General features: G+C 56.4%; 18 protein-coding genes. 2 read left to right on the forward strand and 16 right to left on the reverse strand.

What is annotated here, in order from left to right; genetic code table 11:
* Position 1: 1 nt before the first annotated feature.
* The 3 genes from ACK2JC_RS05185 to ACK2JC_RS05195 form a co-directional block, all read right to left on the reverse strand.
* Entirely contained in the window at positions 2–1,195 is a 1,194-nt protein-coding gene (locus tag ACK2JC_RS05185) for an amidohydrolase family protein (RefSeq protein WP_320936909.1), read from the reverse strand.
* 11 nt (positions 1,196–1,206) lie between these two features.
* A complete protein-coding gene (locus ACK2JC_RS05190) occupies positions 1,207–2,307 on the reverse strand; it encodes a ring-opening amidohydrolase (RefSeq protein ID WP_320936910.1) in 1,101 nt (366 codons plus the stop codon).
* Between the two features lie 152 nt (positions 2,308–2,459).
* Entirely contained in the window at positions 2,460–4,064 is a 1,605-nt protein-coding gene (locus ACK2JC_RS05195; protein WP_227169196.1) for a PucR family transcriptional regulator, read from the reverse strand.
* A 251-nt stretch (positions 4,065–4,315) separates the two neighbouring features.
* On the opposite strand from ACK2JC_RS05195, the gene ACK2JC_RS05200 reads away from it, so the two are divergent.
* The gene (locus tag ACK2JC_RS05200) at positions 4,316–6,049 is read left to right on the forward strand and encodes an IS1634 family transposase (RefSeq protein WP_368275008.1); all 1,734 of its coding nucleotides are present in this window, start codon (positions 4,316–4,318) and stop codon (positions 6,047–6,049) included.
* 305 nt (positions 6,050–6,354) lie between these two features.
* On the opposite strand, the gene ACK2JC_RS05205 is transcribed toward ACK2JC_RS05200, so the two are convergent.
* The 12 genes from ACK2JC_RS05205 to ACK2JC_RS05260 all read right to left on the reverse strand — a co-directional run bounded on the left by ACK2JC_RS05205 (position 6,355) and on the right by ACK2JC_RS05260 (position 22,450).
* Entirely contained in the window at positions 6,355–9,033 is a 2,679-nt protein-coding gene (locus ACK2JC_RS05205; protein ID WP_320936273.1) for a ComEC/Rec2 family competence protein, read from the reverse strand.
* 7 nt (positions 9,034–9,040) lie between these two features.
* Positions 9,041–9,997 (reverse strand): GerMN domain-containing protein, encoded by a 957-nt coding sequence (locus tag ACK2JC_RS05210; protein WP_276853873.1) that lies wholly within the window; start codon positions 9,995–9,997, stop codon positions 9,041–9,043.
* Positions 9,994–11,463 carry a sensor histidine kinase gene (locus ACK2JC_RS05215; RefSeq protein WP_092361926.1) on the reverse strand — a complete coding sequence of 490 codons (1,470 nt, stop codon included), beginning with the start codon at positions 11,461–11,463 and terminating at the stop codon, positions 9,994–9,996. The genes ACK2JC_RS05210 and ACK2JC_RS05215 overlap by 4 nt, the downstream gene beginning before the upstream one ends.
* Positions 11,464–12,333 carry a DegV family protein gene (locus tag ACK2JC_RS05220; RefSeq protein ID WP_092361928.1) on the reverse strand — a complete coding sequence of 290 codons (870 nt, stop codon included), beginning with the start codon at positions 12,331–12,333 and terminating at the stop codon, positions 11,464–11,466. It abuts the gene before it with no gap.
* A gap of 85 nt (positions 12,334–12,418) precedes the next feature.
* Positions 12,419–14,191 (reverse strand): ABC transporter ATP-binding protein, encoded by a 1,773-nt coding sequence (locus tag ACK2JC_RS05225; RefSeq protein ID WP_092361930.1) that lies wholly within the window; start codon positions 14,189–14,191, stop codon positions 12,419–12,421.
* Positions 14,192–14,379: 188 nt separating this feature from the next.
* The gene (locus ACK2JC_RS05230) at positions 14,380–14,841 is read right to left on the reverse strand and encodes a DUF6672 family protein (RefSeq protein WP_092361932.1); all 462 of its coding nucleotides are present in this window, start codon (positions 14,839–14,841) and stop codon (positions 14,380–14,382) included.
* 2 nt (positions 14,842–14,843) lie between these two features.
* Positions 14,844–15,965, reverse strand: coding sequence for an ABC transporter permease (locus tag ACK2JC_RS05235; RefSeq protein ID WP_092361934.1), 1,122 nt, complete (start codon positions 15,963–15,965; stop codon positions 14,844–14,846).
* Positions 15,962–17,041, reverse strand: a complete 1,080-nt coding sequence (locus tag ACK2JC_RS05240; protein ID WP_276853881.1) for an ABC transporter permease — start codon at positions 17,039–17,041, stop codon at positions 15,962–15,964. Before ACK2JC_RS05240 ends, ACK2JC_RS05235 begins: the two co-directional genes overlap by 4 nt.
* Before the next feature lie 12 nt (positions 17,042–17,053).
* Positions 17,054–18,643, reverse strand: a complete 1,590-nt coding sequence (locus tag ACK2JC_RS05245; RefSeq protein ID WP_276853884.1) for a sugar ABC transporter ATP-binding protein — start codon at positions 18,641–18,643, stop codon at positions 17,054–17,056.
* Between the two features lie 75 nt (positions 18,644–18,718).
* Positions 18,719–20,026 (reverse strand): DUF3798 domain-containing protein, encoded by a 1,308-nt coding sequence (locus tag ACK2JC_RS05250; RefSeq protein ID WP_092361940.1) that lies wholly within the window; start codon positions 20,024–20,026, stop codon positions 18,719–18,721.
* A 135-nt stretch (positions 20,027–20,161) separates the two neighbouring features.
* Positions 20,162–21,502: a hypothetical protein gene (locus ACK2JC_RS05255; RefSeq protein ID WP_276853889.1), complete on the reverse strand. Its 1,341-nt coding sequence runs from the start codon at positions 21,500–21,502 to the stop codon at positions 20,162–20,164.
* Positions 21,503–21,556: 54 nt separating this feature from the next.
* A complete protein-coding gene (locus tag ACK2JC_RS05260; protein WP_007709922.1) occupies positions 21,557–22,450 on the reverse strand; it encodes a LysR family transcriptional regulator in 894 nt (297 codons plus the stop codon).
* Between the two features lie 270 nt (positions 22,451–22,720).
* Between ACK2JC_RS05260 and ACK2JC_RS05265 the strand changes: the two genes are divergently transcribed.
* Positions 22,721–24,043 carry a cation:proton antiporter gene (locus ACK2JC_RS05265; RefSeq protein ID WP_276853895.1) on the forward strand — a complete coding sequence of 441 codons (1,323 nt, stop codon included), beginning with the start codon at positions 22,721–22,723 and terminating at the stop codon, positions 24,041–24,043.
* Between the two features lie 314 nt (positions 24,044–24,357).
* Here ACK2JC_RS05265 and ACK2JC_RS05270 read toward each other — a convergent pair whose 3' ends face one another.
* Positions 24,358–24,567, reverse strand: a complete 210-nt coding sequence (locus tag ACK2JC_RS05270; RefSeq protein ID WP_276853897.1) for a hypothetical protein — start codon at positions 24,565–24,567, stop codon at positions 24,358–24,360.
* Positions 24,568–24,628 lie beyond the last annotated feature (61 nt).

Genomic DNA, 24,628 nt, shown 5'->3' on the forward strand with positions numbered 1-24,628 from the left:
ACTACACCTCCATTCGATTATTTGTAAAACTCCCAAACAGTTTTTCATGTCCCACAATCACCTCCGCTGCCGTACAGGCATCGCAGATGATAAACCGGGCCTCGTCCCCCTCCCGCAGGTAAGGGTTGACGCCGAACATCTCCATGGGCTGGCGGCTGATCATGTCGAACAGCAGCTCAAGTCCCTCCGTGCCGCCCATATGGCAGCCGTGGGCCGCAATCAGCGCCTCCTCCGGCAGATTGCCATTGCCGAAGGGATTGAACACGTCCCGGATATTGTCCGAGGCCACAGCCGTGGGAATCTGAAACTCCCGGCTGATGCGGCCGATGGGCGCGATGCCCCTGCGGACGTTGTAGGAATCCCCTCTCCCCTGCAGATACAGGTTGGTGGAGGGCAGCGAGACGATCCGCACCCCCGCGTTTCTCACCTTGCGCAGCACCTCCCCCGCCCGCTCCGGCGGGTTGGCCGCCAGGCTGCAGCAGTGTCCCGCCGTCACCCGGCCCTGCCATCCCATGCGCACCGTGGCGTCCGCCAGCATTTCCAGGGTCATACACTCCGCCCGGTCCGTCTCGTCGATGTGCATGTCAACATCCACATTGTATTTCTGAGCCAGGGTGAACACCATGTCGATGTGCTCCCGGGGATTTTGGTCCGCGGCGGGAATCCCGCCCACAAGCTCCGCCCCGTCCACCAGCGCCTGGTCCAGCGCCCGGATATTGCCCGGCCGGTTCACCAGCCCCTCCTGGGGAAACGCCACGATCTGGATCTCCACCCGGCCCGCAAATTCCCGCTGAAGCCTTTTTAGCGCCAGCACGCCGCGGCTGCCCGTCTGTTCATCCACGTCCACATGGGTCCGCAGATACCGGGTGCCCTTTGACCAGCACATTAAAAGCGCCTCCCTGGCCCGGCTGCAGATATCTTCCTCCGTCATGCCCGCCTTATAGGGCCCCATCACGGCGATGGCCTCATTAAGCGTCCCGCTGCGGTTCTCCACCCGGGAGCTGACCAGGGCCTTGTCCAGATGGGTGTGCAGGTCGCAGAAGCCCTTCAGCACGATGCGCCCCTGCAGATCCGTGATCTGATCATACCGGTCCGGGTCCTTCAGCCCGTGAAAGCGCATTTTCCCCTTCTCCACTGCGAAATCCCCTTGGATCCCTTCCAGGATCAGGTTCGCATTTTTAAAATAATAGTCCATAGTCTCCCCGTCTACCGCTTGATGATAACTGCCACCGGCCCTCCGCCGTCAGGACCCTGGTGCTCGGCTCCGCCGGATACATAAACCATGGGATCGTTGACAATCGCCGCGATCACGCCGTTTACAACCGCCCGAGCATGACGGGTGTGGTTGATGTCGGAATCCGTGTGCATGGTATTTCTCCGCCCGCGCACATAACCGGTGGAATCCGCCTCCGCCTTGGCGAACACGTTGACGATCTCCTTCGCCTGCTGGTCGGTGGGATACTTGTCCACCTCAAGGCCCGCACTCTGGATGGCCTCGATCACCGCCTTAAAATCAATGGCGTCCGCCATCACGCTGTGGCCGATGCGGTAGTTGCTGGTGGAATTTACAGAATTTCCCATTAAAATAATCTCACAATTCAGCAGCTCCACACCGGCTGAGGTGGAGGCGACCTTGGAGTACAGGGAGTAGTTGTGGCAGATCGTCTCCTGGCTGACCGCCTCCGCCGGAATCTCCCCCAGCGCGATGGCCACGCCCAGAGCGGACGCGCCGCGGTTGTAGCCCATGGACTCGTATGTATCGTGCACCACCACGTCCTTTCCCCGGCTCTTCGCATCCAGGATGCGCTCCGAGGTCAGCAGCGGGCATTTGATCTGCACAAAATGCACGTCCGCAGGATCGTCGATACCTGCCTGCGCCATCAGCTCCAGGGTCACGCGCCTGCACTCCTCCACAACCGCCATGGTGCCCTGCTCCTCCGGCAGGAAGTCCCGGGTAAAGCCGCTGCTCACCGCCAGCCGTTTCTCTCCGGTTCCGGCCGCCCCGTCCTCATGTTTGCAGAAAATAGTCGCGTGCGGGGACATAACCCCCTCCGTTCCGCCGGACATCACGAAGGCCACCTTCTTCGATACCTCGGCCTCGCTCCAGCCCGTTTCGGCCATGATCAGGGATCGGAATGAAACGGTGGACAGCGCCCGGGTAAAGTCGTTGACACAGCCGTTTCCCTCGGTTTTGCCCAGCACCGCAATGATCTCTCCCGGATCGACTTCCCCCGCGTCGATCAGCTTCTTCAGCTCCCTCACATCATCGGGCGCCGACATCTCAATCTTGAACACATCAATCTTCATACTGTTGCCTCCTATTTCGCTCAGGTTTCATTTGTCTGTACAGAACAAGCCTTGTGCATTAATCATAGCATCCGGCCGAAGCCCTGTCATTGTCGCTGATACACAAACACAAAGGGGCCAAATTGTCACCGGATCACAATTTGGCCCCCTGATTATTCCATCTTTTTTATTGATTTCAGCCATACATAAATTCGATATGCCAGGATAATCTCCCCCAGCCCCTCCCCCGGCTCCAGATCCACCCCCAGCTGCTGCAGTTTGTTGGCCCGGTACCGGACCGTGTTGTAGTGCAGGTATCGGGCCTCGGAAACCTGTTTCAGGTTAAAATGATACTGGATCAGATACTCCAAAGTCTGCATCAGGCTGGCCTTATTCTTCCGGTCATAGTCGATGACCGCGCCCAGCCGTTCCCGCACAAAACGCACTAATAAATCCGTGTCGTTTATCTGTTCGATCAGCTCGAACAGGCCATTTTTACTGTACCGGCTGATAAAGGAATCCCGGTACAGAATATTTCCCACCCGCACCGCGTGAACCGCCTGCCGGTAGCCGGTTTTGAGCTCGGAAAAATTTTTCACCTCCCGGGAAATGCCGATGCCGATCTTAGAATTCTCCCCGGCCTCGGCCTCCAGCTTTCCGATCACCTGACTGTAGAACTCATTCACGCTCTCCTCGCTCTGCTCGTTCTCAATCACCACGATGGAGTCATTGAAGTAGACGCTGTTCTTTTTGCGGATGTGCTGGTAAAAATAGGCCATCCGCTTGCTGATCAGGTTCTGGTCGATCAGCTCGTTGTAGAAATGTTTGCGCATCATCTCATTGTCCGTGAACAGCTTGATGGCCACCACATACTGGGGAAATGCCAGGGAAACGTCAAAGGCCCTCATCTTGTTCTCCAGCTCGATCTCTGAGCGGATCTTCCCCTGCAGCAGGTCCCGGATGAACACGTCCTTGAAATTGCGCTGGTTCAGCGTCACCGCGTAATTCTTAAAAAACACAGAGGCGAACAGCAGCGCCGCCTGCTCGATGGCCATTTTTAAGTTGTCGTCGCTCTTCTCCGAGTCCGGCACGAAAATGAACCCGAAGCGGTTATTTCCCGCCTTGATGGGGTGCATGGTGTAATGATTCTCAAACAGCCTCCGTCCCTCCAGAATCCGGTCCGCCTCCTCCCGGCGGTAAATGGTCCAGCCCGTTTCTCCCTCCCCACGCAGCGCCGCGCAGATGCTGTCCAGCTGGTTGTCCAGCAACACGATGTCCTTTTGCAGGAGCTCCGCCAGCTTTTCCGCCAGTTCCTCCACCTCCGCGCCGCTGAGCAGCATCTCCATCATGTTCCGGTGCACGCTGTCCCGAAATTGCAGCTGGGAAATGTAATCGTTCAGCGACATGGAAAGCACCAGGTTCACCAGGGTGGAGAGGTTGGCGCCCATGGGCAGCTCGATGATGGGAAATCCCAGCTCGTCCGCCTGGCTGATCATCACCGGCGGTATCTGTTCAATGTAGCGCAGGGGTTTGATGCAGATGCCCGCCACCCCGCGGCTTCCCAGCTCCGGAATCAGCTGCTCCATCTGCTCCCTGCTCCCCGCGATGGGGTACAGCGTAGTGATGAGCAGCGTATTTTCCTCCACGTAGGGGAGAATATCCGGCACCTCCATCAGGGAAGCGCTGGTGACGGTGCGCCCCAGCCCCCGCCGGCCCGCCACCAGACGCACGCCCTCAAATCCCTCCAACCTCAGCACGTCCTCTACTGTGTGAAACATATCCCTACCTCCCTCCATGGGATTCATTATAGTGGATGGCACCGGTAAAAACAAGCGGGCCCCCACCTCTGGCTTGATCCACCCCCCTGGTACCCTCACGGGTGACTCCGCGGCCGTCGGGAGTTTGACACCTGAAAATCTTGCAAGCCTTATGGCTGCTTATTTTTTTGTCAAATTCAGAAAGTTTTTAGTGCGTAATAGCGTAATATATGATATAATACGATTATACCATCTCTCTTAAGGAGTCTGCCATGCGATTGACTACAAATAAAACCAAAAATGGAATAAGCTACTACATCATCCGCTCTGTCCGCCGCGACGGCAAACGCTCCTCAGAAGTTGTGGAACGCCTTGGAACTGAACGGGAAATCATGGAAAAATATCATTGTACAGATGCCAATAAATGGGCTAAGGCGCATCTGGACGAGCTCAATCAGGCCGAAGCTGAAAAGCAGCATAAAGTCCTTGTTCCGCTGCGGACGGATATTCTCATTCCTTTCGATAAGCAGAATTCCTATAACGTTGGTTACCTTTTCCTTCAGAAGATCTACTATGATCTTCGCCTGCCAAACATCTGTAGAAAGATTTCAAAAGAATATTCGTTTTCCTATGACCTTGATTCCATCCTTTCACGTCTTGTATATGAGAGGATCCTCAATCCGTCTTCAAAACTCTCCTGCTATGAGCAGTCCTCCGATTTGCTCGAACCACCGGCTTTTGAACTGCATCAGATTTATCGTGCCCTGTCTGTCATTGCAAACGAATCCGATTCCATCCAGGCGGAACTGTATGAAGCAAGCCGGCGGCTGGTCAAACGGCAGACCGGAGTCCTGTACTATGACTGTACCAATTACTTTTTTGAAACGGAATGTCAGGAAGGCCTGAAACAATACGGTCCGAGCAAGGAACATCGCCCGAGCCCTATCGTCGAGATGGGACTTTTCATTGATCGAAGTGGGATCCCCCTTGCCTTTTGTATCCATCCAGGCAATACCAATGAACAGACTACTCTGATCCCATTGGAAGAACAGATCCTGAGAGATTTCTCGCTTTCAAAATTTATCGTCTGTACGGATGCTGGATTGTCTTCTGAACGCAACCGGAAATTCAACAACTTTGGCGGCCGCTGTTTCATAACAACGCAGTCCATTAAAAAGCTCAAAAAAGATTTGCGCCAATGGTGTCTGGAGCCCACCGGATGGCATCTGAAAGACAGCCTGGATACCTATGATATCAGCAGGCTCGAAGACACCGCTAAAAACCGCAGCAAGCTATTCTACAAGCAGCTGTATGTGGAAGGAAATGACGGGAAACGTGATATTGATTTCGATCAGACTCTGATCGTGACCTATTCCCTGAAATACAGGAACTATCAACAACAGATCCGAAATCAGCAGATTTTAAGAGCGATAAAAGCAATTGATACCGAGCCGAAAAGGATTGATAAGCATAGCCAGAATGATTACCGCAGATTCATAAAGAAAACATCGATCACCGCATATGGTGAATGCGCTGCAAATAAAATTTACGAAATTGATCAGGACGCCGTACAGGAAGAAGCCCAGTATGACGGCTTCTATGCCGTCTATACGAATCTCGACGATGACCCTTCCGAAATCGCAGCAGTAAATCAAGGGCGGTGGGAAATCGAAGAATCTTTCCGGATCATGAAATCAGAATTCGAGGCCAGGCCGGTTTACCTAAAACGGGATGACAGGATCAAAGCTCACTTTACGACATGTTTTATCGCGCTTTTAATCTACCGGATTCTGGAACGCAAACTAGACAGCCAGTTCACTTGTGATGAGATTATTTCGACACTCAGAAAAATGAGGGTAACAAGCATAGGAAACGAAGGATATATCCCATCTTACACACGTACAAAGCTTACGGATGCGTTGCATGAGTACGCCGGGTTCCGTACTGACTATGAATTGATAAAGAAACGTACCATAAAGGGTATCTGCAGACATTCAAAAGAATAAGAATCCATTACTCCCTTTTTTCAAAAAGAAAAGCCCTCAGAAACGGCATAAATACGACGTTTCTAAGGGTTTTCAACATTCTAAACTGTCAAACTTGGGAGTATAGTGGATGGCACCGGTAAAAACAAGCGGGCCCCCACCTCTGGCTTGATCCACCCCCCTGGTACCCTCACGGGTGACTCCGCGGCCGTCCCTGCACTCCATCACGGGTCACTCCGCGGCCGTTCCTGCACTCTGTCACGGGTCACTCCGCGGCCATTCCTGCACTCCATCACGGGTCACTCCGCGGCCGTCCCTGCGCTCCGTCACGGGTCACTCCCCAGCCACCCCCTGCACTCCATCCGCTTCCCGTCGGTCCACAACAGGATGGCCCCGCATTTTCCCGTCTCCAGGATGCGGCTCCCCCGCTCCCGCAGCCGTTCCAGCACCTTGGGCGACGGATGGCCGTAGGAATTCCCATTGCCGTAGGAGACGAGAACCAGTTTCGGCCCCAGCCGTTCCAGAAATTCCGGGCTGCTGGAGGTGTCCGAGCCGTGGTGAGCTGCCTTCAGCACCTGGATACCTGCCAGATCCCCCGGCCCGCAGGTCCGCAGCAGCCCGGCCTCGCAGCTGGCGTCCATATCCCCGGTGAGAAGCAGCCCCAACCGCCCGTAGGAGACCCGCACCGCCAGGGAATGCCGGTTCTTATCCGTGTCAGTCTCCTGCGCAGGATTACCCGCGTACAGACAGGTGAACTGAAGGTCTCCCAGGCTGATCCGCTCCCCCGCCTCCATGTAGAGGACCTGCGCCCCGCAGACTCCTGCCGCCCGGACGAGCCCGGCATAGTGTTCCTGCCCTCTGGCCATCCGCGGAAGCACAAGGTTTCTGATCCTCACGCCGCCGCCCTCCATCAGTTCCAAAAGCCCGCTCACATGGTCCGAATCCCCATGGCTGACGATGGCGTAATCCACCGTCTCCACCGCCCTGCTCTCCAGATACGGCTTAAGACAGCGCTCCCCCAGCCCGCTCCGGCTGCTGCTTCCCCCGTCCACCAGCACCGTTCCCTCCGTGCAGGTGAACACCAGCCCATCCCCCTGCCCCACGTCCAGACAGGTCACGGAGAGCCCGGCCTGGGGCCGCGGCAGCAATATGCAGAAACACAATATATACAGCAGGAAAACGGCGACAAGTCCGCCCCAGCGAAAGCCCGGCGATTCTCCCGGCAGGCTTCCCGGTGGCTTCCCCAGTAGGCCTCCCGGCGGCCTCCCCGGCAGGCTTCTCGGCAACCTCCCCGGCAGGCTTCCCGGCAACTTCCCCAGCAGGCTTCCCGGCAGGCTTCCCAGCAACCTCCCCGCCAGGCTTCCCGGCAACCTCCCCGCCGTTTTCCTCCCCACAACCACTCCCACCCCCACCGCCATAACCGCCCCATAACCCAAAATCTGCCCCCATCCCGGCCGTCCAACCAGCAGGCTGTACCCCGGAAGCCCGGAAAACAGCCCGCACAGCCCCTCATACAATACCAGCACATAGTGCCCGGCCCCCACGGCCATCACTCCGGCGGGTTGGCAGAACCCGCCCAGCAGAATCCCCAAAATTCCCGAGTACACCAACACCGCGGCCAGGGGAACCACCAGCAGGTTCAGCACAAGCCCATAGATAGGATAGCGGAAATAGTGCCACACCGTGGCCGGAGCCAGAACCATCTGCACGCACAAGCTGCAGATCAGCGTCCTCTGCCAGCCTTTTTCCGCCCCCAGCGCCTCGTTCAGCAGGCCGCCCAGCCCTCCGATGGCCCAGACCGCGCCGAAGGAGAGCTGAAACCCGCTCTGAAACAGCAGATAAGGCTGCCGCCACAACAGCCACATTCCCGCAAGGCCCATGGCGGAGAGGCAGTCGTAGCTCCTGCCCAGATATCCCGCCAGCCACAGACACAAAATCATCACCACCGCCCGCAGCGCCGAACCTGAGCCGCCGGTGAGAATCCCGTAGCTCACCACCAGCGCGCCCCCGAACATTCCGGCCCGCCCCCGGTTCATCCCCGCCTTTCGCAGCAGCAGGTAAATCCCTCCGCCCACAATGGCCAGATGCTGTCCGCTCACCGCCAGCAGATGGGAGATGCCGTGGCTTCGGTACATATCCTTCATCCCCTGATCCATGGAGGACTGGTCCCCCAGGACCACGGCCTTGAACACGCCCAGGTCGCCGGGCTCGCAGACGCGCTCCAACACCCGTGCGCACCACAGCCTAAACCGCCGTATTCCCTCGAAATACGGCGCCATCTCCCTGTCGGCCACCGTCAACTCCTCCCCGTACAGACGGCAGGCCGCGCCCTTGGACCGGTAATAGCGGGCGAAATCAAACTCGCCCGGGTTGGTGGCTCCCGCCACCGCCTCCAGCTTCCCCCGCAGTCTGACCACCGAGCCGATTCCAACCGCGGCGCCGGAACCGGCTCCGCCACCAACCCGCACGCCGGATTCCAAACCGCCACCAACCCGTACGCCGGATCCCAAGTCTCCACCAACCGCCACGCCGGAATCCGCATACACCACCACCCGCCCAAACTCCATCCCCTCTTTCCCCACCTTCGCCGCCGCGTCCCGCAGCCACAGCTCTGTTTGATCCTCCTTCTCCTCCATCCTCTCCACGGTCCCGGTCAGACTCACCTTCACACCCGCGGTCTTACCGGCCCAGGCCGCCTCCCCGTCCAGCCGGTCCCGGACTCCCTGCGCCCGCCCGAATCCGGCCAGCAGCGCAGCCAAAAAAAGCAGAAGCACTCCAAATCCAGTGCCTCTGCTCCGCCGCAGGCCGGGACCCGGGGCGCTTCGCGCCCCGTCCCCGGCTCCGTTCAATCTCCGTTTTGCCCTCCGTTTTCCCAGCACCACCGCCGCGCAGGCGGCGGCAAAAGCGCCGGTGATCCATGGAATTGCAGCCACATCCAGCAGAGCCAATACCTCTCCAAGTACGAAACTCCCTGCTAATCCAAGAAGCGGCCGTTTAATTGTCATTCTCCTCTCACTGGGGTTCCCCGGAATACTCCACGTTCCGCTCAAAGGCGGTATTCAGCGACACCACATCCCGGAACATCACGTCCTGGGAGCCGTTCACCAGAATCCGCACCTTGGTGACCGTGGTCAGCTCGCAGAGCGAATTCACAATGGAATAAATGGGGATATACTCATTTAACTCCGGTTTCACATTCAAAAACGTGGAATCAAAATTGATATAACACACGCTGTCGTTCACCGTCAGATTCAGAATCTTCAAATCCGCGGGCAGCGTGGCAAAGTGCCCTTCCTGCTCCGGCCCGTCGATCAGCTGTTCCACAATCAGCTGCTCCAGGGAAGTATTGATGTTGTGCACCACCTCCCGCTTCTCCTGCACCAGCTTACCGCCGTCTCCGTCGGCAAAATACAGGGTCAGCTCCGTCTTTTCGTAGGCGTTCACATTGCTGGTGTTCATGATAAAATCGCTGCCGGAGAGCATACCCACTGGATTTCCGCTGCGGTCCATCAGCGGCTGGTCGGCGCAGTAGATATTGATGTAATCCACCCCGTCCACCTGGGTCAGCATCTTGGTCAGCGCGGCCCGGCAGAGGATCTCCCGCTCCGGCTTCATGCTGTTGTAATTGGCGTCAAAATACAGGTAGAGCACCTGATCCTTCCGGGTGAATTTCTGGAAAACCACCTTGTCCGACAGCGCCGGCTGGCTGTCCACATCCGCCGGAACCTCCTGAAACTGCTCCATCAGCTCCGCGATGATACCGTCCGCGTCCTTAGCCTGGGGCCGGTAGGGCTGGGGCGCCAGGCGGGTGGTGGAGGAATCCAGATAATACACCAGGTACTCCCCCTCCTCCAGCGGCTTCTCCTCGTCCGCCATGGGCTGACAGCCTCCCAGCAGCAAAGCGGACATGGCCCACAGGATCAGGCAAAGATACTTCACAGGCCTCGTCCATCTGCACATTTCTCTCATGGTCTGGCCTCCTGTCTCACAATATAAGTCAGCGGAATCCGCATGGCAAAGGTGGTTCCCTCCCCGGGCACGCTCTCCACGTCGATGACGCCCCGGTGCATCTGCACCACATTTTTGGTGATGGCAAGTCCCAGACCCGTGCCGCCCACCTCTCTGGACCGGGCCTTGTCCACCCGGAAAAAGCGGTCGAAAATGTGATCCAGTGCGTCCTCCGGAATCCCGATCCCGGAATCCGCAACCTTAATGTAAAAATACTTGTGGTCCGCATCCAGCGTGACCCGCACCCAGCCTGAATCCACGTTGTATTTGATGGCATTCTCCACCAGGTTGGTGATGGCCAGGGACATTTTCACCTCGTCCACATCCGCCGTCACCTCCCGCATGCTCTCCAGAATCAACTCCACGTTCCCGCGCTTGGCGATGGGCCGCAGGCGTTTTAAAATCATTTCCAGCTGCCGGTTGATGTTCACCTGGGCGATGTTCATCTGGCTCTCCGCGGATTTGTCCATCTTCACCAGGGTCAACAGGTCCTCGATGATCTGATTCTCCCGGTCGATCTCATCGGAAATGTCAGCCATAAACTCCCGGTACAGCTCCACCGGCACCTCCTCCATGCCCATCAGCGAGTCGGCCAGCACCCGGATGGAGGTGATGGGCGTTTTCAGCTCGTGGGACACATTGGAAACGAACTCCTGGCGGGACTGGTCCACCGCCTTCAGCTTGGTCAGGGACTTCTTCACCGCCTGGCTGAGCAGGCTGGTCTCCCGGTAGGTGTCCACCGTGATATCGGACTCCAGATCCCCCTGCGCCACCCGGTCAAACGCCTTCTGAAGCTGACGGAAGGGGCCAAACACCATGTACACCAGGGTCAGTCCCAGCACCACCAGAATCACCATGGCAAACATCAGGAAAAAGTTGATCTTCCCCTCCATCAGGTCTGTCAGCGTGCTGATATTCTCCGTGGAAGCCGTCACCACGATCACGCCGTCGATATTTTTATCCGACTGCGGGTCGTAGACCGGGATCGTCTGGGCAAAATACCCCATCTGCTTGTTGTAGTGATTGCTGTTCTCCCCTTTAAAGCACTTGATCACCTCTTCTGAGATGTAAAACTTGCCGCCCGCCAGATTGAACGTGTCCTTCACCACCCGGAAGTTCCGGTTGACGAGCACCACGCGCCCGTTGAAAATATCCGCGATGGCCTGCATCTGTGTCTCGATCTGACCGTTGTCCTTGCCCTCGGCGGCCATATACCCCAGCCGCGTCATCTTGTTGCTCAGAATCACGCACTGGTTCTGGATCTCAATGCTTCTGGCATCCAACTGCGCCTGTTGAAACGACCCCAGCATCACCTTTCCCTGTATGAAAAGCGGCACCACCCCCAGGACGATCACGATCGCCGCCAGGGGTAGGCGTATGCTGAGGCCGTATGCCTTTATTTTTTTCCACAATTTACCTTGTTTCAACTATTCCAGCTCCTCCAGCTTTTTGGTGCAGGCGATGGCCAGAGCGCCCGGCCCGATGTGGCAGGCGATGCTTAAAGGAAGGCGATCCATATAGGCCGGCGTGCCCGGATACAGCTCCATGATGGAGTCCATAAACTCCCTGGCCGCCGCGTCGTTTAAAGTGTGGGCAAACTGTAAATACGTGTGCCTGGCCTCCTTATCCAAAAACCGCTCCTCCAGATCGTGGGCCAGCGCCGTGGTCATGGTCAGCTTGGCCTGTTTGATGGTTCTGGCCTTGGAAAACGCGTCCAGCTTCTCGCCGTCGATGGTGAGCACCGGCTTGATCTTGAGCAGCGTTCCCAGAGCCGCGGCCGCCGGTGTGATGCGCCCGCCCTTTTTCAGATATTTCAGCGTATCCACCGTAATGTAGATGATGGAATCCCTGTGGGTCCGCTCTAAAATCTCCCGAATCTGCTCCGCGCTGTATCCCTTCGCCGCCAGGTCCCTGGCGTCCAGGGCGGACTGGCGCTGCGTCACGGAAATGCGGTGGTTGTTCACCACCTGCACCCGGCCGTCATAGTCCTCGGCCAGCATGCGCGCCGTCTGGCAGGCCCCGCTGAGCCCGCTGGACATGGGGATGTGCACCACGGCATCGTAATCCTTTAACAGGCCGTCCCACAGATCCGTCACCGCCTTGGGCGAGGGCTGGGAGGTAGAAATGTCCGCACCGGCGTTCATGCGCTGGTAGAACTCCTCCTGACTCAAATCAATGTCCTCAAAATAGGTCTCCCCATCGATCATAAACGGCATGGGGAGCACGGATATGCCTAACTCCGTCCCCTGCTCCTGGGTGATGCCGCTGTTACTGTCGGTAACAATCGCTACTCTCATAATGAACTTTGTCTCTCCTTACTATAATTAATCCGCCCAATCCCCTGATGCGGCCTCTCAGCCGCCGGATCGGGCCGGTCCTGCGTCAACTTCCTGTTTCCTCTGCCGCCTCCTGATCCGCCATGTTGGCCGAGGTGTACAGCTGGTAATAGATTCCCCGCTGCTTCATCAGGGTCTCATGATTGCCTTCCTCCACAATCCGGCTGCCCGAAAGAACCAGAATCCGGTCCGCGCCCTGGATTGTGGTCAGGCGATGGGCGATGGTCAGGGTTGTTCTGCCCGCTGCCAGCTTGTCCAACGACTCCGCCACCAGGTGCTCGCTCTCGTTGTCCAGCGCCGCAGTGGCCTCGTCCAGCACCACCAGCTTGGGCGCCCGCAGCATCACCCGGGCGATGCTGATTCGCTGCTTCTGTCCGCCCGACAGCTTGACGCCCCGCTCGCCCACATAGGTGTCATAGCCGTCCTTTAAGCCCTCGATAAACTCATGGGCCCCGGCCATCTTCGCGGCCCGGACAACCTCCTCCCGGGTGGCCCCGGGCTTGCCGTAGGCGATATTCTCGTAAACGCTGCCGGAGAAGAGGTACACGTCCTGCTGCACCACGCCCACATTGCTGCGCAGGCTTTCCAGCGTCACGTTTCGGATATTCTGTCCGTCCAGCAGAATCTCCCCTTCCGTGGGGTCATAGAAACGCGGGATCAGGTTGCACAGCGTGGTCTTTCCGCCTCCGGATGGGCCCACTAGCGCCACCTTCTCCCCCGGTTTGATGGTCAGGTTGATATCGGAGAGCACCGGCGTGTGGTCGTCCGGGTACTCGAAGGACACATGTTTGAACGTGATCTCGCCCTCCACATCCCGCAGCGGCACCGCTCCCTCCTCGTCAAAAATATCGATGTTGGCATCCATCAGCTCGGTAAAACGCTCGATGCCCGTCATTCCTCTCTGGAACTGCTCCGCAAACTCGATGATACGCCGGATCGTGGACAGCAGCGTGGTCACATAGAGCGTGTACGCCACCAGGTCTGCGGGCATGATCAGTCCTTTGATCATGAAAATACCGCCGGCCACAATCACCACCACATACATCAGCCCGTCGAACATGCGGATGGTATTCTGGAACGCCGCCATGTACTTGTAGGTCTGGCGCTTGATCTTTAAGAATTCCTGGTTGTCGCGGTTGAACTTGCCGATCTCCACCGCCTCATTTGCAAAGGCCCGAACCACCTTGTTGCCTAACAGGCTGTCCTCAATGCGCGCATTTAATTCACCGATGTGGTTTCTCTGCCGCTTAAAGGCCTTTCTCACCTGCAGGTTAAAATAGGAGCAGGACACCGCCATAACCGGAATCAGCACAAAAATGATCACGGTCAGCAGCACATTGATCCGCGCCAGAATCACAAAGGACACCACCGTCTTGACGAAGGCGATAAAAAACTCCTCCGGGCAGTGGTGAGCGAACTCCGTCACGTCGAACAGGTCGCTGGTAATCCGGGACATAATCTGTCCCACCTTGGTATTGTTGAAATAATTGTCCGACAGTTTCTGCAAGTGGGCGAAGGCGTCCTCCCGCATGTCCGTCTCGATGGAGGCCCCCATCACATGGCCCGTGTATGCCATGTAAAAGCTGGCCATGCCGTCGATGATGCGCAGCACAAAATAGAGCGCTCCGATGGTCACGATGGTCTGTACGGTCAGGGCGGACAGATCGTTCATACCAAGATTGGTAATATAGCGAAGAATCAGGGGCAGCACCAGCTCGCAGACGGTCGTGAGCGCGGCGCAGAACAGATCCATTATCATAATCCCCACATAATTTCGGTAGTAGGGGACAAATCGTTTTAACAGGGTGCTAGTTTTCATCTCTTTTCTCCAAATTTCCGGACCCGGTGATGTTTACTAGTGTATCACAAAACCGCGCCTTTTTCCACAGGAAAAGCATAACCTTTTTGGTCAATTCCCATTGCTTCCAATAACGCCAAAGAGGACGCCCGTTTCCGGGACATCCTCTGGATTTTTTCTTAATATTAATACTGCCTCAAGCGCAACGCTTAGAACTCCGCGTCGATACCAAACTCGTCCACGTTCTCCTCGCTGGTCTCAGACTCCACAGGCTCGATCACGAACTCCGACATACATACGTCGCCGGGAAGGCCCGACATGCAGGCCGGAAGGTTGATGGCGATTCCGTCCATGTTGTAGGGCAGATTGAGCGTCACCTCCACGGTTTCCTCGGGGCCGCCCTTCTCCCGGGTGATCGCCAGGGTCATGGTGAATTTCTGGCCGATGTTGGTGGCCATACCTCTGTCCTTGTCCCGAAGCTTTGCAACCCGTTCGCCGTCCACATACACATCCACTTTATAGAACGAATTGTAGGTCTGGCCGTCGTACTCTATGGTCTTGTTGTCCATATAAACGGTGTGGCCGCGGCCAATGACCATCATGGAAGCTGCAATGATGAGCAGGAGCAGGATAGCGCCTACCCTGAATATAATAGCTCGTCTGTTTTTCACTTCTACTCCTCCTCACTCTGATCAAGCTTCAACTGTTCGCCGGCTTTGCCCTTGGCGATCCGCTTTTTCGTCTCGTACATAATAAGAGCAAGGGTGATAACACCGTAGGAAACGAACACGCGGAAATATTCACCGATCATGGAGTCGCCCGTGATCTTCGCGCCCGCCGACGGAGCCACAATGAACATCAGATGGAACAGGACAACGCCCAAAAACGCATTGCCGATGGACGCCTTGTCCACGGAAGCTCCTCCCACCAGCAGCGCTGCGATACAGAACATACCGATCTGCGTGTGGGAACTGTAGGTGGCGATATTTCCCATATTCTGTAAATAGATCACCATGCCGATGCCCGCGCAGACCGTGGACAGCACGATGGCGATAATTCTGGTTCTCTCAACCTTGATACCGGCGTCCCGGGCCACATCCATATCCTGGCCAACCGCACGCATGTCCTGGCCCAGCTTGGTCTTGCGGAACCAGATGATGAACAGGCACAGCAGGCCGGTGATGAGCAGGGTCAGCACCGGAATCTTTACGCCGCCGATGCGGATGGCCCACAGGTTATCCAGGGCCTGACGCATGTTCAACAGGCTGACCGTGTTGCGGATGCCGTAACCTCTGGGCAGCTTGATGGAGGCGTGTTTGATGGGGATCACAGGACCCATCATGTACAGCACCACCAGCTGGTACAGACCGTTCATGAAAAAGGCGATGATATAGCTGGTGATCATCTCACGCCCCTTGGCCATGTTGAGCATCTTTCCGCAGAAAAGGCCCAGCAGCACGGAGATCGGAATGGAAATGATCACGGCCAGCACCATGCCGGGGATCCCCCAGATTTGCCAGTCCGCGGCAAAGATCAGTCCGATCTGCCCGGCCATGGCGCCCAGGGTCATACCGAAGTTCAGACCCATGCCGGCCATGATGGGGATCAGCAGGCTGAGGATCAAAAACGTGTTCCGGCCCATTCTGGTGAGAATCTCGTTGATCAGATACCCCGGCGAGAAGCCGGATACCGGTATGCAGACGGCGCAGATCAGGATAAACATGATCGGCACTGAGTTATTGCGAAGCAGTTCCAGGGGGCTTTTCGCTCCATTCTTTTTTTGTTTTGTACTCATTTTGATCCCTCCGTCTTTCTGGTCAAAGCATAGAGAATCATACCATTGGAAACAATGATACGGATAACCTCGCTCATATCCATATGAATCATGGAATTGATTACCGTTGGGGTCATGGTCACGATACCCTGGAACAGGAACGTACCGATGATAACGTTGGTAATGGTCGCCTTGTTGACCGAAGCGCCGCCGATCAGGATAGCGGAAACCGCGGGAAGGGCCATATAGAACGGCGCCATGTACAGCTGGATAAAGCCGAAGCCCTGCTCATACATCAGGATGCCGATGGCGGCCAGCCAGGTGGACATAATCACCGAGAGCATTCTCGTCTTGTCGATGTTGATACCGGAAGCCCTGGCGAAGTTGGGGTTGGAACCCACCGCGGTCATGGCCGTACCGGTTTTGGTGTGGAGAAACGCCCACATCAGGCAGGCCAGCACCGCGAAGAACAGAAGGCTGCCCACCGGAATGGAGAGATTTCCAATCTGAATATGCAGGAAGTTGGCCAGGACCTTATCGTAAAAGCCCTCCAGGGAGATGGTGGTACGAAGTCCCTTGCCCGACAGTCCCCAAACCATGGTCGGACTGTTGTAGGGCAGCAAAAGCCACATCATACACATGAAGGAAACCGATGAGAAGCCCACATAGGTGGCGATCATCATCTCCCCGCCCTTGATCTTGTTTAACAGCCAGCCGTAGCCGCCGCCTAAGATCAGAGCAAAGGGCGTTGCGATCACGATTGCCATCACAAAGCTCAGGGGACCGGTGAAGCCGAACTGGATGGACATGGTCGCTCCCAGCAGGCCGGAGATGATACCCAGGGGCAGTCCGAAGTTCAGTCCGCAGCCCGAGTGCACCATGGGTACCATCGCCAGAACCATTACTGCGTTCCAGCTGAAACGGTTGATTGTGTTACTGATCTGTGTGGGGAGATCCGCCCCCACCACGGGCGCCAGGATGAACAGCGCCAGAAGGAATCCGGCGATGATCACTCTGGGAAGGCCGAAATTATGAACGAATTCCGTGATTTTGCCTTTCAATCCGGAACCGGCTGTATTATCTGCATTTTTTCCCATGCTGTCTCCCCCTTATTTAACCTGACTGACCATCAGCAGGCCGAATTTTTCCGAAGATTCGGTAGCCGGCAGGATTCCAGCTATCTTACCGCCCGAAACAATGGCGATGCGGTCACAGGTTGTCCGCAATTCCTCAAGCTCGGACGAAATCATCACTACCGTGACGCCGTGTTCCCTGTTAAACTTCTTGAGGGCGTCCAAAACCAGTGATTTCGCGCCGACGTCGATTCCTCTCGTGGGCTCGGATACAAACAGGAATTTAGGCTGAAGCGCAAAGGCCTTGGCCAGGCACACCTTCTGCTGGTTGCCTCCGGAAAGCTCCTTTGCCTTCTGTTTGGAACTGGTACACTTGATCATCAGCTCGTCGATATATTTCTGGGTCACCTCATGGATCGCCTTTTCATCTCTCCAGCTCACCAGGCCGCCCAGATATTTTTTCAGGAATCTGCCCTGAATCTGCATGGCCGTGAACGCCACGTTCCACTCCAGCGTCTCGTCCAGCAGCAGGCCTACGCCTCTTCTGTCCTCCGACACAAAGGCCAGGGAGGAATCCAGACATTTTCTCGGGTTGTTTAACGGGATGCTCTGGCCGTCGAATTCCACGGTGCCACCCGCATCGTAAAGCCCCATAACGCCGTTGGGAATTCCCAGCTTGCCCTGTCCGGCCAGGCCGCCGATTCCCAGAATCTCGCCTTCCTTGATATCCAGGGTCACATTGCGCACCGTCTCGCCGGGCATATCCACCCAGAGGTTGCGGATGCTCATGATGTTTTTAGCGTTGGGGTTGATCTTGATATCCACCTTAGCCGCGGACGCGATATTTCTTCCCACCATCCATTTGGTGATATCCGCCACGTCCGTTTCCTTAGAGGGAACATCTTTTACCACATACCCGTCGCGCATGATCACGACCTTGTCGCAGACCGAAAGAATCTCATGCAGACGATGGGTGATGAAAATCACGGCAATACCTTTGGCAGCCATGCCGCGAATGGAGCTCAGAAGCGCCTCGGCCTCCTGCTCGGTCAGAACGGCCGTCGGCTCGTCCAGGATCAGGAGCTTTAACTGCTCCTTGCTGAGCTCGCGGGCGATCTCGGTAAACTGCTTGTGGCCCACCGGCATATCGCTGATCGCCATGTCCGCATCGATCTTAACGCCCATTTTGTCAATGGCCTGTTCGGACAGCTCTGCCATCTTCTTGTAATCCAAAGTGTCCAGACGATCTCCGAATACCTCGGCGATCACACTCTTTTTCCTCGGTTCGCGGTTGAGCAGGATATTTTCAGTGGCCGTGAAGCCGGGGATCAGGGAAAATTCCTGATGGACCATGCCGATACCCGCATGCAGAGCATCGAAGGGGGTATTGAAGCTGACCTTCTCACCGTTAATCAGCACGTCGCCCTCATATCCGCCGGTCTCTCTGATCACGTCCATACCAAAGAGAAGCTTCATCAGGGTGCTCTTGCCGGCGCCGTTTTCGCCCACAAGGCCCAGAACCTCGCCGGTATTCAGCTTGAAATTGATATCAGTCAGGACCTGGTTTCCAAAGAAGTCCTTCTTTATATTTCGCATCTCCAACAAAGGAGCGTTATTTTCTATCATATTGTGCCCACCTATAACAATGGGGGAGGAAATTTCCTCCCCCTGTTTCCCATACTTGCTATTTTTATAAGCGACTTATTTAATGGTGAAATACTTCTCCGGAACCTCAACCTGAGTGGAGCCCATGAAGTGTCCGGGATTGCCCATGATGTAGGTGTCCTGATATACCAGGAATACATTGCCCAGCTTAACGCCGGTGTCTACGTTGGTGTAGTTGGAGCCGTTCCACTCCGCCTTGGGTGAATATTTCTGATATGCCTTCGCGATATCGTCCATGTCGTCCAGCTCGCTCTCGCCGTTGAGCACGTTCATAGCGTGCTGTGCAAGACCTGCGCTCTGGATGTAGCCATAGGAGTATGCCCATGTGCCGAAGTGGTCAGCGCCGCCCTTCTCGCAGATGGTGGACTCAACCTTTGCAAGGATCTTCTCGAAATCGCCGGCCTCAGCGGTCAGGTCGATACCAAGAGCTCCCGGATAACCCATTAACGGGGAGGGAAGGTCAGCCTCGATGAAGTAGCCGCCGTACTCAAGCAACTGCTTTAACAGGGGCTCGGTGTGCGCGTCGTTGGTACAGAAGTAAGCAGCGTTCTCGCCGTACTTCTCAACCCACTCCGGAACCTTCTCCAGAATGTAAGCCTGAGCGCCGGCAACGCCAACGTCGGAGGTGGGATCGGGAGCGGTCTCAAGTACGAACTTCATGCCGAACTCCTCGCAGGCTGCCTGCATGATGGCCACACGGCGGCTCATGGTCTCATAAGCCATGTGACGCGGGAAGGAGATATGTACGAAGGTGTCGCAGCCCAGCTCGTGAGCGGTGCGGATGATCAGGTAGCCGCGGGCAACGAAGTCGTTGTTGCAGACCAGATCGGCCGCGCTGCCGATCTCCGGCAGATCCTCGTGGCTCTCACCTGCGATACACAGGATGTCGGGGCGGCTCTCTTTGATCTTACGGAACGCCTCGGTGGTGCCCGGTACGGACTGGTTAACGATGATCGCCTTCATCTGGGGATCATCGGAAAGGTTTACGATTGTCTGGATTGTGGTCTCAAGCTCCTCGGTGAAGTTGTCCGGGTAGATGGCAAGCTTTACCATGTCCTCGCCGTACTCTGCCTGGAACGCTTCTGCGCCGCGGCGGTCGTCCTCGGACTGGGAAACGGAACCGGTTACGATACCAATGTGGTAATCAGCGGCAGCCTTCTCGCCGGCGGCCTCGGTCCCTTCTTTGGCTTCCTCAGCCTTGGTTTCCTCTGCTTTTGTCTCCTCAGCCTTAGTCTCGGCCTGTGTCTCAACGGCCTTGGTCTGAGGCGTGCTGCTGCTGTTTCCGCAGGCTGCAAGCGAAGAGATCATGATCGCTGCCAGCGAAATACTAAGAATTTTTTTCATACTAACCTCCATCATCTTATTTTGTTAATAAGTTTTATAGTATCTTCATAATTGTAACAACATGTACCGTGTTTGTCAACTGGTCGCGCACATTTGTTTCCACGGATTACACACAAACGGTTGCCCCTGGATGGTTCAGCCCACAATTTCCACCTTTCGGATCAGGTCGATGGCCCACGCCTCGTCCTCCGCCCGCCCGGAGGTGATGCTGACGATTGTCAGCTGGTCCCTGTACGCGATCTGGGCCGCCACAGTGTAGGCGATGCTCTCCTTAAGCCCCGTATCCTCCTGAGGTTCCCCGCGCCTGAATGCCAGGCTCTCGCCCACCAGCACCGCATTGGTCACCGCCGGTTTTCCCGGCAGCGGCCGATTTGACGGCTTGTAGACCGCAAGCTTCCCGGTCACGCCGCCCGCGGCGAATTCCTCCGTCCGCAGCACCGTCTCCCGCTCAAAGGGCTCCGGGCGAATCTGGGCGTCCCCCTCGGTCTTGACCGCGCAGATGTAGTAATCCCGGCGGTTTCCATCGCTCTCATCATAATAGCGCTCCGAGTTTCCCTGGGTCTGCAGATCGTAGAGAAAGCTTCCCGGCACCGCAAAGCGCATCCGGCCGATGGTCCGCTGCAAAAGCCCTCTGCGGCAGCCCACGGGCTGCTCCTCCGTCATGGGGCACACGCCGGTTAAGTCCACCGGTTCATGTCCGTCCAAAGCGCACACCTCCCGGTATTCCGCCACGGGAAACGGCACCGTCCGGTCCATTTCCAGGGTCTTTTCCAGCAGGCGGATCACCTCGCGGTTGACCAGCAGGTCCTCATTACTGCGGGCGGAGGGCTTGAAATAACACTGCTGATTCAACAGCACCAGGGCGCAGTTGCGGAAATACCAGGCATCCTTCTCCTCGTCGCACCACACAAAAAAGTCCTTGGCAAAGGCGTTTGTCAGCCCGGACTGGACAATCCCCTTAAGCTCCCGGACGCCGAAGCCCCGGATATGGGTCATCACGATCCCCGGCTGCTCCTGGGGCAGGTAATAGTCCGAGGGCCAGCACACCAGCTTGCCCTCGCCCGTCCCCACCCGGGACACAATGGCGTGGAGCAGCTTCTTAAACCAGCCGTAGAAATACTCCCGGCGCATGCGCTCGAAATTCCGGTCCGCGTAAAACCCGGTGGGGTCCTTCACCGAAAGCTTCAGGCTACCCCTGGCCGCGAACAGTTCCAGAAAATAGACCACGGCCGCATGAAATCCCGGCCCTGCAATATTGGTCTGGCAGTCCCCCACCAGCTGCTTTCCCTTCCAGGTCATCCACAAAAATCCCTCCGGGCACAGCTGGTAGACCACATATCCGGAAATCACGTCGCAGTGATACCCCAGCTCCTTTGCCAGCCCTTTCGTGAACCCTGCGGTCTGCTCCCCGTCCCAGGGCTTTGTGCCCGTCAGGCTCATCTTCGGTTCCATCGTAAATGAAATGGTAATGCTCATCTGACCAATCCTTTCTCCCACTTCCTATTTCTATGTCCGCAAAACACACAACTCTCACTTGCCCCGGAGCTGCTCGTAAATCTCCCGGATGTTCTCAATAATCTCCGGGTGCATGAAATCCTTCAGATAAACAATATCGATCTGGCGGACCATACTGGAATTCTCGATCGGGATGACAGCCAGCCGTCCGGCCGCCGCTTCCTCCCTGCAGGCGCTCTTGGCGATCACCGTGATCCCCATATCCATGCTCACCAGCTCCTTAATCATTGCCACGTTGTCCAGCTCCATCATCACATTGAATCCCTCCAGGGACAGCCCCCTGGCCTCCAGATGTTTCTCAAACAGCTGTCTCGTTCCGGCGCTACGGCTGCGCAGAATCAGCTTTTCGTGGCGGATATCCTCCACGGAAGCCGTCTTGGCCCGGGCCAGCCGGTGCATGGGCGAAACGGCCAGGCAGAGGTAATCCGTGTCCAGAGCCGTGGTCACCAGGCTCTCATCCGGCACCGCGCCCTCCACAACCCCAAAATCCAGCTCATAGGTTTTGAGCCGGTTATAAATTTTTTGAATCGTGTTCATACAAATGTTTATATGTATTTTGGGATTTTCATTGCAGAGCGTGGCCAAAACCTGGGGCAGAATGGTCTCGCCGGCCGTGGGGGTGATGCCCACGTTTAAGTGCCCTGCCCCCGTCTTGCTGTCCTCCAGCGCCTGGCAGGCATTCGCGTACACAGCGGCAGCCCGCTTGGCATATTGTACGAGAATTTTCCCCTGCGGCGTCAATTTCAGCTTATTTTTATCCCTATAAAATAATTTAATATTAAATTCCGTTTCCAGCAGCCGTATGTGATGGCTCACCGCCGGCTGCGTCAGGTTCAGTTTCGCCGCCGCTTTCGTGTAACTTCCGGTTTGTACCACTGCCAGAAGCGTATTCGCCTTTGAATCAAACATACCCCGTCCTCCTGAGCGGCATAAATTTTCTTTATGCCCCAATCAATTTATATCATTTGATTTTATCACCAAACGCTACTATAATCAAGCAGAACAAAGAAATAGCTTCATTCCACCGGGGGAAAGCGTGGATAAAAGCCGCTTATGTATGAAAGGCTGGAAAGCCTGTGACCGACGCATTTAAGTATGATTTCCGGTATTTCATATATACACGGCTTTGAGCTATGACAGAATGTATCAGTTATACATAATGGAAAGGGGAGTATCACTATGGCTCAAATTTTATTAAATCTTCATGGTTCCGGAATCATCCTCACCGCGGCAATTATGCTGATTTCCGGATTTCTGTTCACAAGACTCACCAAACTGGCGCACCTTCCCAACGTCACCGGATATATTCTATCCGGTGTTTTGATCGGGCCCTGGTGCCTGCACCTGGTTCCCCAGGAGTATATCAGCCAGATGGATTTCATCACCGACGTGGCGCTGGCCTTCATCGCCTTCGGCGTGGGTAAATACTTCAAGCTCTCGGCTCTGAAAAAGAGCGGGATCAAGGTCGTCATCCTGACCCTGTTTGAATCCCTCACCGCCGGCGTGCTGATCACCATCGTCATGCTGCTGTTAGGGCTGTCCCTTCCCTTCTCGTTGCTGCTGGGCGCCATCGGCTGTGCCACCGCGCCGGCCTCCACCATCATGACCATCCGCCAGTACAAGGCGAAAGGCCACTTTATCGACACAATCCTGCAGGTCGTTGCTTTGGACGACGCTGTTGCCCTGATCGCGTTCAGCGTGTGCGCCGCCATCGTGCAGGCCACCGCAGGCGAGGGCGGCCTGAACATGACCCAGCTTCTGCTGCCCATTTTCTTCAACATCGTGGCTCTGCTCATCGGCGGAGGCAGCGGCTGGCTCCTCAGCAAGCTGATCCACGAGCGCCGCAGCAAAGACCACAGCCTGGTGCTGGCCTGCGTGTGCATCATGGGCGTGGCCGGTTTCTGTTCCACCATGAACGTATCCCCGCTGCTGGCCTGCATGGCCTCCGGCACCATCTACATCAACACCAGCGGCAACAAGCACCTGTTCAAGCAGCTGAACCAGTTCACCCCGCCTCTGTTGGTTATGTTCTTCGTGCTGTCCGGCATGCGGCTCTCTCTGCCCAGCCTGATCAGCGCCGGTTTTGTGGGTGTGATCTACTTCCTGGTCCGCATCGTTGGCAAATACCTCGGCTCCACCCTGGGCGCCCTGGTAACCAATGCGACACCTGAGATCAAGAAATACTTCGGTCTTGCCTTAATCCCCCAGGCAGGCGTATCCATCGGCCTGGCCGTGCTTGGTCAGAGAATGCTTCCGGCCGCCAGCGGCGAGATGCTCTCCACGATCATCCTGTCCAGCGGAATCCTCTACGAGATGGTCGGTCCGGCCTGCGCCAAAGCCGCCATCCGCCTCTCCGGCAGCATCCCCGCCAAGAAGGCCGAGACCAAACCCGCCGCCAAAGCGGCCAAACCCGAGCAGCCCGCCGAGGCCCCCCAGAAAGTCGCCTCCCAGGATCTGGCCTCCGAAGCAGCTTTGGAGCTGGCCGCCGCTCATCACTCCTAGAGTGTATCTGAAAATTCATTCAAACCAAAACCAAACCTCAAGCCGCCGGCCAACACCGGCGGCTTTCTTGTTCAAATCAAACTTCCCTCAATCCCGCTTTCATCTCATGACAAATGTCACTCCCAAAATGACAAACTCCATATGTTCCTCCCGTTCTCTTCATGTTACAATCAAGAAAACATAGCTCCTATCGACAGCCTTTGGCTGCCGGCAAGGTACAATATTCTCATAAAAGGAGGCGCGCCATGAAAAAGTACATTCCCCTGCATCTCATAAATTTCTATCTCATCCCCACAGCCCAGTACGCCCTAACCCTACGCCGCCATCCGGACTGCGACACCGGCGACCTGGGCCTGGGGCTGCTCTTGGGAACCATCCCGCTGGGCTGCTTTCTTATCTCCCTGCTCTACGGCCTCCATCCCCAAAAATCCTTCATCCTCCATTCCGCCCTCTGTCCACTCCTCGCCCTCCCCATCTCCCTCCTGGACATCCTGGCCGGCCCCACCCTGCTTAACCACCTCCATGGAGCCTACATCCTCTACACCGGCTACTTCACCATTTCCCTCCTCGGCGGTCTCACCGGCC

The organism is Enterocloster lavalensis (assembly GCF_046603895.1).
Lineage (GTDB): Bacteria > Bacillota > Clostridia > Lachnospirales > Lachnospiraceae > Enterocloster > Enterocloster lavalensis.